This is a genomic window from Empedobacter brevis NBRC 14943 = ATCC 43319 (assembly GCF_000382425.1).
GTDB classification, from domain to species: domain Bacteria; phylum Bacteroidota; class Bacteroidia; order Flavobacteriales; family Weeksellaceae; genus Empedobacter; species Empedobacter brevis.
This window is the reverse complement of the sequence record NZ_KB908291.1, coordinates 579,896-594,116: the sequence shown is the minus strand read 5'-3', so window position 1 is coordinate 594,116 and position 14,221 is coordinate 579,896. Positions and strand designations below refer to the sequence as shown.

General features: G+C 31.6%; 14 protein-coding genes. 4 read left to right on the top strand and 10 right to left on the bottom strand.

All coding sequences use genetic code 11. The annotated features are described in order from the left end of the window. The first annotated feature begins 62 nt into the window (after window positions 1-62). Together H277_RS18525 and H277_RS0103095 are read left to right on the top strand one after the other, a co-directional pair. The gene (locus H277_RS18525) at window positions 63-1,088 is read left to right on the top strand and encodes a sensor histidine kinase (protein ID WP_019974114.1); all 1,026 of its coding nucleotides are present in this window, start codon (window positions 63-65) and stop codon (window positions 1,086-1,088) included. Then, a complete protein-coding gene (locus tag H277_RS0103095; protein ID WP_019974113.1) occupies window positions 1,088-1,807 on the top strand; it encodes a LytR/AlgR family response regulator transcription factor in 720 nt (239 codons plus the stop codon). The genes H277_RS18525 and H277_RS0103095 overlap by 1 nt, the downstream gene beginning before the upstream one ends. A 54-nt stretch (window positions 1,808-1,861) precedes the next feature. On the opposite strand, the gene H277_RS0103090 is transcribed toward H277_RS0103095, so the two are convergent. Next, entirely contained in the window at window positions 1,862-2,365 is a 504-nt protein-coding gene (locus H277_RS0103090; RefSeq protein WP_019974112.1) for an SRPBCC family protein, read from the bottom strand. A gap of 325 nt (window positions 2,366-2,690) precedes the next feature. On the opposite strand from H277_RS0103090, the gene H277_RS0103085 reads away from it, so the two are divergent. After that, window positions 2,691-3,146, top strand: coding sequence for a DUF4442 domain-containing protein (locus H277_RS0103085; protein WP_019974111.1), 456 nt, complete (start codon window positions 2,691-2,693; stop codon window positions 3,144-3,146). 115 nt (window positions 3,147-3,261) lie between these two features. Here the strand turns inward: H277_RS0103085 and H277_RS0103080 are convergent, their stop codons facing one another. Continuing rightward, window positions 3,262-4,755: an aminotransferase-like domain-containing protein gene (locus H277_RS0103080; protein WP_019974110.1), complete on the bottom strand. Its 1,494-nt coding sequence runs from the start codon at window positions 4,753-4,755 to the stop codon at window positions 3,262-3,264. A gap of 87 nt (window positions 4,756-4,842) precedes the next feature. Between H277_RS0103080 and H277_RS0103075 the strand changes: the two genes are divergently transcribed. Further along, complete coding sequence (locus H277_RS0103075) at window positions 4,843-6,702, top strand: TonB-dependent receptor plug domain-containing protein (RefSeq protein ID WP_019974109.1); 1,860 nt, start codon at window positions 4,843-4,845, stop codon at window positions 6,700-6,702. Window positions 6,703-6,784: 82 nt separating this feature from the next. Here H277_RS0103075 and H277_RS0103070 read toward each other — a convergent pair whose 3' ends face one another. The 8 genes from H277_RS0103070 to H277_RS0103035 all read right to left on the bottom strand — a co-directional run bounded on the left by H277_RS0103070 (window position 6,785) and on the right by H277_RS0103035 (window position 14,220). Then, window positions 6,785-7,270: a hypothetical protein gene (locus H277_RS0103070; protein ID WP_019974108.1), complete on the bottom strand. Its 486-nt coding sequence runs from the start codon at window positions 7,268-7,270 to the stop codon at window positions 6,785-6,787. Between the two features lie 16 nt (window positions 7,271-7,286). Beyond that, window positions 7,287-8,750: a hypothetical protein gene (locus H277_RS0103065; protein ID WP_026357379.1), complete on the bottom strand. Its 1,464-nt coding sequence runs from the start codon at window positions 8,748-8,750 to the stop codon at window positions 7,287-7,289. A gap of 52 nt (window positions 8,751-8,802) precedes the next feature. Further along, complete coding sequence (locus H277_RS0103060) at window positions 8,803-9,357, bottom strand: hypothetical protein (RefSeq protein ID WP_019974106.1); 555 nt, start codon at window positions 9,355-9,357, stop codon at window positions 8,803-8,805. Window positions 9,358-9,640: 283 nt separating this feature from the next. Next, entirely contained in the window at window positions 9,641-10,273 is a 633-nt protein-coding gene (locus H277_RS0103055) for a response regulator transcription factor (RefSeq protein ID WP_019974105.1), read from the bottom strand. Window positions 10,274-10,275: 2 nt separating this feature from the next. Continuing rightward, complete coding sequence (locus H277_RS0103050; RefSeq protein WP_019974104.1) at window positions 10,276-12,546, bottom strand: sensor histidine kinase; 2,271 nt, start codon at window positions 12,544-12,546, stop codon at window positions 10,276-10,278. Window positions 12,547-12,667: 121 nt separating this feature from the next. Then, window positions 12,668-13,261 carry a hypothetical protein gene (locus tag H277_RS0103045; RefSeq protein ID WP_019974103.1) on the bottom strand — a complete coding sequence of 198 codons (594 nt, stop codon included), beginning with the start codon at window positions 13,259-13,261 and terminating at the stop codon, window positions 12,668-12,670. 105 nt (window positions 13,262-13,366) lie between these two features. Beyond that, entirely contained in the window at window positions 13,367-13,552 is a 186-nt protein-coding gene (locus tag H277_RS0103040) for a YqaE/Pmp3 family membrane protein (RefSeq protein ID WP_019974102.1), read from the bottom strand. Further along, entirely contained in the window at window positions 13,549-14,220 is a 672-nt protein-coding gene (locus H277_RS0103035; RefSeq protein ID WP_019974101.1) for an NAD-dependent epimerase/dehydratase family protein, read from the bottom strand. Before H277_RS0103035 ends, H277_RS0103040 begins: the two co-directional genes overlap by 4 nt. Window position 14,221 lies beyond the last annotated feature (1 nt).

The following is a 14,221-nucleotide window of genomic DNA, read 5'->3' as shown; positions in this document are numbered from 1 at the left end:
GTTTTGGTACCTTACGTTTTAATTGGTTGGATTGAAAAAAAATAATCTTCTATTTTTGTAAAATGAAAAAGAAGCAGGAAATAGCAATTCATATTGGTTTTTGGGCAATATTCTTTGGAATGGATCTTTATTTTGACTGGTTTTCTGAGAGAGATTTTTTAGATCTTTGGAATGTATTGCAAACAATTTCCTTTTACTTACTCCAGGTGATTATATTTTACCTGAATTATTGCTGGATTAGTGAGAAAACTATTCCAAAAAGAAAATGGGGGCTTTTCATTCTTGGACAGATTTCTCTGCTTTTTTTATTCCCTTCAATTCGTCATTTGTTTGAGGAAGTCATCATTTTTCATCTTACAGGAAATCATAATTATAATGAAAAGTCTTTGTTGACCACTTACTATTTTTACGATAATTCATATTATGCAATTCGTATTATTTTGTTCAGTCTGGTTTTTTACTTTATAAAAACAATTTGGGAGACCAATCAAAAAATGAACGATTTACTGTTGCAAAAAAAGCAGGCGGAACTTCAAAATCTCAAAAATCAATTGAGTCCGCATTTTTTGTTCAACACATTGAATAGCTTTTATGCTGATTTGATGGATTTGCAACCAAAAATAGCTGATGATGTGCTGAAACTTTCTGATATGTTGCGATATGTGACGTATGAAAATGAGAATGATAAAGTATCTTTACAAGATGAAATTCAGTTTATACAGAATTATATTGCATTATTTTCTCGTCGGTTTGATCACCAGCTAGCTGTTCAATTTGAAGTTTTATCTCATCATGATAAAGCCAGAATTCCATCGCTATTGTTGATACATTTTGTAGAAAATGCTTTCAAGCATGGAGTGATAACAAATACAGAGAAACCCGTGAAAATAGTACTTAAAAGCCACAAAGATCAATTGTTTTTTACAATCGAAAATTATTTTTATAATAATGAGAATTATGATGAAAAAGGAATTGGTTACAAAAATGTTCGACAACGTTTGGATATTTTATTTTCTGAAAATTATAGATTAGATGTGATTGAAACACAAGAGATTTATCAAGTTAAACTTCAAATTCCTTTATCGTAATGAATAAAAGATTAAGCTGTATCATCGTTGATGACGAACCACCAGCAATTCGCATTTTACAGAAATATACCGAGCAATTATCAGATTTAGAATGTGTCGCTGTCACGAATAAGGCAATCGAAACTTTAGAATTGGTAAACAAATATAATCCTGATATTTTGTTTTTGGATATTCAGATGCCCGAACTTACAGGTATACAACTTTCCACTTTATTGAAAGGTAAAGTCAAAATTATTTTTACAACAGCTTATTCGCAATTTGCTTTAGAAGGATATGAACTTAATGTCACAGACTATTTGTTGAAGCCTATCTCGTTTGATCGGTTTATTCAAGCTGTAGAGAAGGTGAGACAGCAAGTCCAATTCTCTTCAAAGAATGAGAGTTCTACAGAATCGGATGGTTATTTTTTTGTTAAGACGGATGGCAAAAATCGGTTTAAGAAAATAAAGTTGAGCGATATTTGTTACCTGGAAAGTATAAAGAATTATGTAATTCTTCATACAGAAACTGAACAAATTGTCACATATAATACGCTAAAATATTACGAAGAAAATTTACCTGAAAGTCAATTTGTAAAAATCCACAAATCTTTTTTGGTATCGTTTCATAAAATTGAGAAAACAGATACGAATGAAGTATGGATTTTAGGAAAAGGACTCTCATTGGGAGAAACGTACAAAAACCTGTTTTTTGAGAAGATTAATCATCGTCTGCTATAAAGATTTTTAAAATTTTCTCTTTTTATGTTACAGAAGAAGAGGTGTTTTGTTTTATCATTTTGTCAATTTTAATAAGAGTTCATCTAATTGGTTCAAATCAACAGTAATTCCTTCTTTAAATCCCATTTTCATTTCTGCTTCCAAATCTGCAAGAGAGTCGTAAGTAAGCAACATCTCAATCTGTGTTTTTCCATTTTTCTGAATGAAGCTGTTTTCCCATAAATTTTGAGGAAATGCAGGATTTATAGTTCCGTTTTCATCGCAAAAACCTCCTTTTGAAGAAAAATATTTTTCATTTTGAATAGAGATGAAATTTGTCTTGGCGTAATGTTTCTCTCCTTCAGGACTTACCATTGCATATAGCCAGAACCCTCCTTCGTGAAATTCCATGGTTTTTGTTTCTGCTTTCCAAGGTTCCGGTCCCCACCACTGGTCAAGCAATTCGGCTTTTGTCCATGCTTGCCATATCAATTCTAACGGCGCATTAAATTCGCGTATAATCTGTACGGTATTATTCTCTCTATTGATGATAAAATCAAATGCTAAATTGTTACTCATTTTTATTCTTTTTTGAGTTGTTAGTGTTTATTTTGAGTGACTTAAAGGTAAATAAATTAAGGGAGTGAATAAACGAAAATGAAGTAATTTTTTATCTCTTGTTGTATTATTTTGTCAATTTACCATGAAAACCGTTAAGGTGAGAAAAATTCTGGAAGCATTTTATTTAGAATTGAATTTTAATTTAAAAAAGTACAGTAGATTCATGTGATTTTAATGAATAAATGCTAATTTCCAATAGAAAAGAATATTTTACATCTTGTAGCGGAAGAATCAAATAAAACATTTATTTTTATTAAACGAACCCTTTTGATAAATTATAACAATGAATAAAGAGATTTTTAAAAATATCTTGACCACTCAAATTCCAATTGCTTGGATTGCAGGTGTACGTTTAGATACTTGGGAAGAAAATAAAGTATCGACAAAAGTAAAATATGGCTTTTTGAATCAAAATCCTTTTAAGAGTATGTTTTGGGCCGTACAAGGAATGGCAGCAGAGTTTTCTTCCGGATTAATGGCAAATGCAAAAATTTCAAAGTCAGGAGAAGACATTTCGATGTTGGTTTTGGGAATGCAATCAAAATATTTGAAAAAAGCTGTGGGTAAAATAGTATTTACTTGTGAAGATGGTGAAAAAATAGATGCAGCGATTAAAGAAGCTATCGAAACTAAGAAAGGTGTTTCACTCAATGTGACCAGTAAAGGTGTTGATGAAGAAGGAGATTTAGTTTCCGAATTTCAGTTTACCTGGACGTTTAAGCTGAGAGAGAAAAAATAAGAGAGAAGGCTGTTTCAAAAGTATCATTCTACACAGCAAACAATGTTGTAAAGAGGGAAATCTGAGTGTTTTTTATTAAAAATTCTTCGAAGAACTCAGAATACTATAAAGTTTGTTATTTGACTTTTGAAACAGTTTCTTTTGTTATTTCTAATTTTAAAATCGTGATGATTTCATCAATTTCATCAAAAGTGAGATGAGCAAATCCGATTCGTATTCCTGTCTGGCGATGTGTTTGATATAAGATGGTTTGCGGAATGAATAAATCATTTTGAGCACAATTTCTTTTCAATTCCATTAGATTGATCGGTTGCTTAAAATTTATCCATACTGCTAAACCTCCGTTTGGGGCATTAAAACTGAGATAATTACTTAATTCATGTTCTAATTTTTGACAAAAATAATCTCTACGTTCTTTATAAACTTTTCGAAGTTTTTTAAGAATCCGATTTATTTCCCCTTCATGTATCATTTCACCCAATACTTGTTCTATAAAAGGGTCAACTTGCTGATCTAAAATAGAAAGATGTTTTTTTGCTTCCAATATAAAATCTTTTGGTGCAACAATGAACCCAATACGATAACCCGGAGCTAAATAATGTCCGAATTTACCTGTATACACGACCATTCCATTCTGATTGGAACTCGCCAAAGGTAGAATAGGGTGATTGGTATAATGAAAATCAAAATCGTAATCATCTTCTACAATTGCAAAACCAAATTCTTGAGACAGCTGTAGCAATTCAATTCTTCTTTGCGAACTCAATGTAACAGTTGTAGGATAATGATGATGCGGTGTTACATAAACAATACGGATAGGATATAATTCGCATGTTTTTCTCAAATCATCCGTGTCGATTCCATATCCGTCTGTTTTTATTTGTTTGATTCTAGCATGCTGCGTCTGAAAAATCATGTTGCTTTTGTAATAACTAAAGTTCGTGACTGCAACAAAATCACGTTGTTTTAAAAGAATTTGAGCAATCAGGAAAAGGGCAATTTCAGAACTTCTTGTGACCAAAATATTTTCTTTTGTGATATGTAAACCTCTTGTTAAATTGAGATAATTGGCTAAATTCTTTAAAAAATAGTTGTTTTTTGATTGATTGACCTTCGAAATGGATGATTTTCGTTTTAAAATTGCTGAATACAATTTAGCAGGAAGTTTTAATTCTGCTAATCGATGATCAATTGTCCCATCTGTTAAGAATAACCGTTGATCAAAATTTTCATAGGGGTTATCCAGCAAAATAGATTGTTCGAATTCAAATCCTGTCTTTTCCGGATAAGTATGAATAGAAAACTGTTTTGGAACAATAGGTTTTTGAAACTTCTGAACTGATTGGCTCAACACGAAACTTCCTTTGTTTGGAACAATTTCTATCCATCCTTGGGCTTCAAGTTCCTGAAAACTATTCACAATGGTATTACGATGCAGGTGAAATATTTCGCTAAATTGTCTCGTTCCGAGAAGCTTTGTTCCACTTGGAATATAACCCAATTGTATGGCTTTTGCCAATTGATTTGCCAATTGTAAATAGATTGCTGTTTCAGAAAAACGATCAATCTCGATGAAACTATTGTAAGGTATTTCAGCTGGACTACTCATAATATATAAACTGGTACAGTTTGATAGTTCGGAAAGATACTACTTTCGCAGCAGATTTAACTCAATTAAGAAAATAATTAGTCAGAAATGAAGAAGATTACTGTGGTATTGTGTTTAGTTGCTCAGAATATTTTTGCACAAAATGTAAATGATACCATTGCTATAGGAGAAGTTTCTATTTTAGATAATCGTTTGAATACACCATTATCAAAAGAAAACAGAAATATATATGTATTAAGTAAATCAGATATCAGCAAGTTACCGGCGCGCTCTTTACAAGATGTGTTGCAGTATGCTTCAGGTGTAGATCTGCGTCAACGCGGACCTTTTGGAACGCAGGCTGATATTTCGATGGACGGAGGTAGTTTTGAGCAAACATTGATTTTGTTGAATGGCGTAAAAATTATGGATCATCAAACGGCTCATAATGCCTTAAATCTTCCTATTCCGGTTGAAGCGATAGACCGAATTGAAGTAGTAAGGGGGCCTGCTGCACGAGTTTATGGTAACAATAGTTTAACAGGTGTGATTAACATTGTAACCCGACAACCAAAGAAAACGGGGGTGTATGCCAATACTTATTTTGGAACTAATTTTAAGAAAGATGATGAAGATACAGGCGATACATTTACAAGTCGAGGAATACAACTTGGTGCGAATTTAGCAAGAGAAACGCATCAACATCAATTGTATGTCAGTCATGATTTTGGAAATGGATATCGGTATAACACAGCTTATGAAAACAATAAATTGTATTACCAGGGTAATTTTCAATTTGATGAATCAAATCGTTTGATGGCTTCATATGGTTATGTGAAAAATGGTTTCGGGGCAAATGGTTTTTATGCTGCACCCGGGGATAAAAATTCGAAAGAAGTGGTTGAAACAACTTTGGTGAACCTTCAATCAAAACATCAGTTATCTGAGCGGATTTCATTGGCTCCAAGAGTTAGCTATCGTTATAATTTTGATGATTACCGCTATTTTAAAAATGAGTTGAACAGAGCCAGATCCAAACATTATTCAAATTCTATTGCCGGGGAATTAAATTCTACTTATCAGCTGAACAATGGGCAAATAGGAGTAGGAGTAGAATACCGAAACGAGCAAATATCTTCAACAAGTATTAAAAATCATACACGAGATAATGTAGGTTTATATGCAGAATATAAAACAGATATTACACCGAAATTGAATGTCAATGTAGGAACATATGTAAATTATAATTCGCAGTATGGTTGGCAGGCTTTTCCCGGGATTGATGCAAGCTATGCGGTAAATTCTAATCTTAAACTTGTGGTAAATGCAGGTTCTAGCCAGCGAATTCCATCTTTTACAGATTTATACCTGGATCAACGTCCGGGAAATATAGGGAACGCGAATATAGAATCGGAGAAGGCATTTCAAACAGAAATTGGTTTCAAATACACTAAAAGAAACTGGAATTTTAATGCATACTATTTTTATCGTTCGATTACCGATTTTATTGACTGGGTACGTTTGACAACGAATGAACCTTGGCAGGCACAAAATTTTGGAGATTTGAAAACAAATGGATTGAATACGAAAGTTTCTTATTTAACCAACTTAGCAGCCAATCAAACCTTGAAGTTTTCATTAAGTTATTCCTATTTAGATCCTAAGTTTGAAAATGTCGACAGTCAGTACAATTCAAAATATAAAATAGAAAGTTTAAAACATCAGTTAATCAATACGATAGATTACCAAATCGGAAGAACTACTTTAAGTGTAGCGAATCGCTACAATACCCGTCAATCTTATAAGTCCTATTGGATTACGGATGCGAGAGTAAGTCATTCATTCAAGAATAACATAGGTATTTATTTTGATGCACAAAATATATTTAATACGACTTACAACGAAGCGGGAGCAATTCCGTTGCCAACGACTTGGATGAGTATAGGTGTAAAGTTTACTGGAATTTAAATGATGACAAACATTTAATTCTCTTTAATAGTTATATTATTTAATGCGGAAAACAGCTTTTTCTTTTAGAAAATGCTGTTTTTTACTTTACTTTTGTTGATTTTAAGGCTTCCTCCAAAGAATTTACTTGTTTCAAATTTTGATCAAAATAGAGCAGTGAGAGATCTTCCTCTTTTTGATCTGCATTAAATTTTATGAGTTCATTTTCTTCTAATTCAGTTAAATGTTCCAAATAACCAGGATCTTTTATCGCGATAATTTTTTTATTGTAAAATACCACATAACCTATTATTTCCAATTCTATGTTCATTTGATTTGAGAGGAAATCTGAATAGTTGACAATTGAAGAAATGTCGGAGAAATGAACAGGGAAATCTACTTTTTGTTTCGCGATTTGAATGCCTTCTTCACCATGAATCGATAAAATTGATATAATTTCAGGCTGTGCACTGAGCATTGCCCAATCTGGAATAGCATACGTGAATTTATCTGAATAATGTTTTTCGATTTCCTGTTTGATTATCTGAATTATTTTCTCTGAAGAAAAAGCTGGATGTGTGTGTGTCATTTTTACAAATCTAAAATTATTCTTTATATTCTTTACCCGTCAAGATATCAATATAATAATAACTATTTTCTTTATTTTCGGTTGTGATGCGCACTAAGCCATTGCTATAAATACTGTCGTAAGATTTTGTTCCTATTGGATGTTTGGTTATATTACTGTATAAGATACACTTATCGTCCTTTTCTTTTTGCAATGAAAAAATATGGTTATCAAGATCTAACAGCTGTACGGAATAATAGGTAGGTTCTAATTCCCATTTTTTAGTATCAGAATTCCAGATTCCTTCTTTAGTACCTCCATTATAGCTTTTGGTTTTTATGATATATAGATTTCCCGATTGGTAAACATATTTTATTTTATCCACTTTCCAATCTTTATCTAATTCGTTTTTAGTTAAAATCATCTTTTGGTCGGGCCAGATAAGATTACCAACACGATCTAACATATAGAAATCTTTGGCTTGAATTTCCGGTAGTAGATTTCCATGTGCATCAATATACAACCAGTCGTAAGCCCAGATAGTATGATCATAGTTAAAACGTCCTAAAATAAAATAAGGAGAGTGGTTTACAGAATAAACCAAATCAACATTTTTTAGAAAAGCCAATTGTTTAGGGGTTGCTTGCTTTATAGATTTTGGAAAAGGTTTGTCGTATTGTGGATAAACATAGATTTCCTTTGTTTTAGAGTCCTGTAATATTTTAGGAACTGTTGGAGAGAAGCGGTCTAAATTAAGAGAATCTAATACGAAAGGTTGCTTGTTCACTTCTAAGTGAATTCGATCTGTTCCGATGAGATTTGAGACAAGCGGTGTTTCAGATTTAATAGTATAAATACTGAATATTTCTTCACTATCCGGTATATATCGACCATGATCTAAACTAAAAGCCAGATGATTTTTTAATTTTTTTAATTTCTTGTTTTTAATCTCGTATAAGACATCGTTTAAGACAAGATGATGTTCATCAAGCGAATAGTAATTCAAAGTATAATGGTCTTCATCGTAAGGAATGTCTTTTGAAAGCAGCAATTGATTGGTTTCTAAAACACGAATTTCTATTTTCTTATAAGTTTGTGTTGTATCAATGCCTCCACCCATTATATTCCAATCCCACTTCCAAATGGGCATTTTCTTTTCATATTCGAGTTCTTTCATCATCAAAGTAAGATGATGAGCAACTTTTAATTCGATTTCTTCTTCTGTGTAATCTATTCTAAAATTTCCTTTCGAATCAATGACCGCATTTTTACCTTGTTGATTTCCAACAATTGTATATCCTGTTTCCAAAAAAGGATTTGCATAAACAAATGGAACGTCCAGTTGCTTTTTTAGGTTGCAATCGACATAGATATACTCCTTATTTTTTGTCAGATAAGGCACCCAACTAGCTGCTTTGTTATTCTGAGCCATTGTAGAATTCTGTGCACACGAGATCATAAATAATAGATTCAGGGAGTAGATGAAGATTTTATTTTTCATTGTAAATACGTTTTAACTTGGTTTAGATTGAAGGTCATCAGTGTTAGTTTGTTTATAAATATAGATCTTGATAAACATTTAGCGCTTTTATTTCGTAAGTGGAATCATTTAACGCAACAACACCAATTAATACATTGTTTTTATCCACCTTTGTTTCGTATAATTTTGTGATATGATCCAGTTTGAAATATTGATTTAATTGATGTTTTGAGATGAGATTTGTAAAACCTTGTTCAAATTTTATATGCTCAAAGTTTGCTATTTCATAATTCTTAAACAGAATAGAATCTGATGAATAGTTTTTTTCGAAATAGAAATGCATTCCCAAAGAGTCATTTGAAAATTTGTAAGTGACATTCTGTAAATTATAATCGTTGCCACAATATTCGATAGAATCATTTAATCGGTTAAAAAATCCGATCGAATCTTTATGGAATAAAATTTTTTTATTGTTCATCATTCTTTCAAAATCGCTCATAGTCGATTTGTTAAGTTGTAAATCCTCTATTTCCCAATTATTTTTGATTAAAAGAAAATCATGATTTTCTTTAGGGCTATTACAGGAAAAAAGTAAAAAAGGGAGAAGGTATACCAATGTCTTATTCATATTGTGTGTTTTAAAAAAATCATTGATGTGTTGATGATTTCTTTACCAAAATTGCAAAAAAATAAATGGATCGGAATCCCTATTATTAGCCAATTTGATAGAAAGAAAAATCGCTTAATTAGAGAATTAAGCGATTTTCTATACTAATATTGTAGTTAAGGTAATAAGAATTGGCTAGTAATCTTATTAAGGTTATAAGTTGGTTGATGTAGAGCTTGTTGTTTTACTTTTTCAAAGTTGGGAATATTTTAGATCTTAAAATATCCCTATTTTTAGTTATTTTCTAAGGTTTTGTAATTAAACCATATTCTATTGCAGAAGTAATGGCTGAGCTTAAGTTTGAACTTTTGAATTTTTCGATTAAATTTTTTCGATGACTGTCTACGGTGTGTGTACTGATAAATAATTTATCGGCAATTTGTTGTGTAGTTAAACCTTGTGCAGCTTCAATCAAAACTTCCTTTTCACGGCGGGTTAATTTTGGAATGGTATTTAAACCATCTTTTTCTTTTTTGCTCATGACTTTTTTTGTTTGTGAGCAGAGAAATTTTTTTCCATCGAAGATTGAATTGATTCCTTCTAAGATTTCATCCACAGAGGCATTTTTCTGGATATAGCCCGAAGCCCCTTCTTCTAAACAGCTGTTTATAACAGCATATTCATTGTGAACGCTCAACATAATGATATGCATCTCCGGGTATTTTTTCTTGAAAGGTTTGATTAATTCAATACTATTGATATCTGAAAGGTTGATGTCCAGTAAAAGAATATCAATTTCATTCATTTTTAAAGCTTCTTGTAAGTCATCAACAGAAGAGAAACAATCGACAATTTCTAAATTAGGTTGATGGCTCAAAATATTTCGTAATCCTTCTAGTAATAAAGGATGATCGTCTGTAATTGCTATTTTTATCATAGTTATATTTTTGGAAAATGGAATTCTATACTTGTTCCTAAGTCAAGTTCTGAATGTATGTTTAAATGTCCTTTTAAAAATTGTATACGAGATTGAATGTTATGTAGACCTGCTGATTGAGTAAGTTTGGTTTGATTCAGATCAAAGCCTTTTCCATCGTCTTCAACAGTTACAGTATAATCCGTTTCATCTTCAACAAATTGAATGATAATTTGTTCAGCCTGCGCATGTTTGATCGCGTTATTAACCAATTCTTGTATAATTCGGTACACCAACAGTTGGTTTTCTTTATCAAGTGAAGTGGTATAACTCAAGAATTGTACATCGATGTCTAAATGATCGTTTGACATACGAATCGCATATTCTTTCAACGCTTCTTCCAGTCCATATTTCAACAATAAATCCGGCATCAAATTATGTGCAACCCGACGCAGTTCGTCTACTGCACCATCTAATTGATGGATGGATTTTGTGATATCTTGTTTAGAATGTTCATCTATTTTTTCGTTAAGATGTGTCAACTGAATTTTTGTTCCGGATAACAATCCGCCTAATCCATCATGCAAATCTCGTGCAAGACGTGCTCGCTCTTGCTCTTGTCCATCAAGAAGTGCAGTTAATGTAGAGATTTTTGAGTTTTGGCGTTCTTGTTCCAACTCTAATTTGTAAAGTTCTTCTCGCTGCTTTAAATGTTTGTTACGCTGTTTGAAAGCATAAAGCAATAAAACAAGTAAAATGATAAAAAAGACGATTGAAAAGATGTAATACTTGTTCAATTTATTCTTAAAATTAAGTTCAGAAATATAATTGACCAATTCATCTTTTCTGTTTTTATTTTCGAGTTTAGATAATTTCAGATTTTGTTGCGAAATCGTCAATTCCTGTGAACGTTTATCCGACTCTAAACGTGATAATTTTAATTGTTTTCGCTGAAACTCTTCACTCAGTTTCGAATTCTCCAACTCTTGTTTTTGTAGAATCCCCAATGAATGCATCAATTTTATTTGTTGTTCCTTTTTCTCCGTCTCTAATTGCAAACGAATCATTTGTTGCTGTTGGCGCTCTTTATCAAATTGTGCTTCTAATCTTTTACTAATTTGTGCCTGTTCTTTGTCGTAAATAGATTTATAAGTCGCCATATACAGTTTGTAGTAGCGTAAAGCTTCGCTGTAATTTTTTTCTCGTTCCCCGATTTCTGCTAAACTTTCGTAGATGGAAAGTAGAATATGTTCGTCTGTAAAAGAGTTTTCATTAATCTCTTTAAGAGAAGAAAGTAAATAAGCTTTGGCAGAAATAATGTCATTGCTTTGTAAGGCTAATTCCGCTAACAAGCCATAAGAGGAAGCAACATGAATGGTTTGTCCGGTTTTAGTCCCGATTTCTTTTGCTAAGTGCGCATATTTTACGGCTTTTTCGCGATATGTTTTCGGATAAAACTGAATATATAAGTTTGCTAAATTATTTGCTACAAATGATAAATTAGATGGCATTATCATTTTATTTTTGTTGTGATTGTAGAGATTAATCGCGTTGAGGTAATATTTTTCTGCTAAATCGCGAACATAAATATTCTTCTCATTCTGCATGAATTTTTGTTCGTACATATAACCCATTGACATATAGGCGTCGAAAATAGAATTGAGGTTATTTTGTTTTAAAGCAACTTCTAATGCCAGTTTACTGTATTTTTCCTGTAATTCATAATCATCCCATTTCGAATAAATTCCGGTCAATTCTGAATAAACGGCAGATAATCTTGATAAAATAGTTGGTGAAATAGGTGCTTTATCATAATACTTTAAGGCATCAATAAAATTCTTGACAGCTTTTGCATCTTTTTTATCTCTCACGTTTAGCCAGCCTTCGCAATATTTTACATATCCTTTTGTTGAATTATCATTTGTTCTTTCACTGTAATAAGTTGCTTTTTGTAAATTTTGAATAGACGCTGTAATATTCTCTTCAATACGATTATTCATCGCTGTTATAGCATATAAATAAGCAGCATATTTTCCATCTGCTTTTTTCTCAGCACTGATTACATTTTGTTTTAAAATTTTAAATGCTTTCTCTTCTTGCTGGTTAAAAAATAATGCTTGTGCATATTTCCCGGCAATTTCATAACGTTCAATAGAGTTTGAAGAAGTTTTATTGTATTGATTTTCAAAATCTGTTAAGACATCTTGTGCATGAATACTCGTACTTAAAAAGAATAAGCAACTAAAAAATAGTTGAATAAAAGTCGATTTGAATGTAGAGGTATTGTTGAACATTTCGAGATTGATAATTTGATAAGGCGAATATAATGTCTTTTAGATATAGAATGAAATAAACTAAAACATTCGACAGATTGTTTTAGTTTATATTTTTATTGAGGTTGATATAAGATTTTTGTTATTTCTGGAAATTAATCCGAATAGTGAAAAATTCACCTTTTTGTAAAATTCCATCTAAATTCCGATCAATAATCAGTACAATGTTTACTTCTGTATTATCATAAGCACTCCAATCCATTTCTGCGTCATATTGATAAACTCCTTTCAATGCCCATTTGTAAATGTCCCAATTACCTGAAGTTCCTGATTTATCCACGCGTTTTTCTTTGTTCGAAACATAAAATAAATACTGATGACCGTCAAAGGATAAAAAAGGATAATAAACGACTTGGTTATTTTCTGATGCAAATCCTGTGCCTGACTCGAAATAAGGAATGCTTTCTATTGATAAACCCTCCTTTAATTCTATATCTGCTTTACGATCTGTTACTAAAGCTTGTGCAGCATAAAAAAGTTCTTTTTTTTCTTGATAAGGTTTATTCAAATATTCGATACTAAATTCTTCTGGAAGCAACTTTATGGTTTGCTCTGTTTCATGAATATTAAAAATTTGATTGCCTTGCTTTATGACAAGAGTATGAGTAGAATAGTCTTGGGCATTCAAAAAAGAAACAAGAAAATAGAATACAATCAGAAACTTTATTTTTATCATATTACTTTTAACTATTTAATAAGGCTAAAATAGAGAGTACAGATCAAATAAAAATCACTAGAAATATTGAATTTAAAGGTGTATTAATAAAAAAAGACAACTAATTTAGTTGCCTTTTATACTTTTTATTCTTGCTTTATTACGTCCGTCTAAAAGAGAGGCAACTGCCCAGATGGCTGCAGGCAGCCATCCGATTAAAGTGATTTGTAAAATTAAACAGATAATTCCATGTATTATTTTTCCTCTTAAGATGAAAGACAACCAAGGCAAAAGAACGGCTAATATGATCATTGTATTTTATTTAGTGAATTTTTTATTTCATTATAATGTAAGACTTTTACTTGATCGGAACTACTTTGTACGTCATTTTCAATCATAGATTGTGCAACATTCTCTGCGTGTATCGACTTGTATTTCGACAATTTACCGATTAAAAAGAGGTTAACGAAAGGAAAAACAAATGCACTGAACTTTTCAGCTAATCTGTATTCTTTTCGATTTCCGATTAACAAAGAAGGTTCATACAAATACAAATGAGCAATATCTTTTTGTTTCAAAGCTTGTTCTGCTTCCCCTTTTATTTTCAAGTAAAAGTTGGATGCATTTGCATTTGCTCCAACTGCAGAGATATAATGAAATTTGGTTAAACCTTTTTGTTGCCCAAGCTCAGCATATTGCAAAGGAAGTTCAACTTCTATTTTATGATAAGCATCTAAATTAGGTGTATTTTTTCGGGTTGTTCCTAAACATGAAAAGATGGAATCGATTTGAGTGATTTCATCGATTTGAATTTCAGAATCGAAATCGGTGACAATTTCAATCAATTTTGTATGATTGATTTGTTGAGGTTTTCTAACAACAGTAATAATTTTCGAATAGGCGGGATGATTCAATAATTTTTCTAAAAGTAAAGAACCTATTAACCCTGTACTTCCTAAAACCAATGCAGTTTTGTCCATT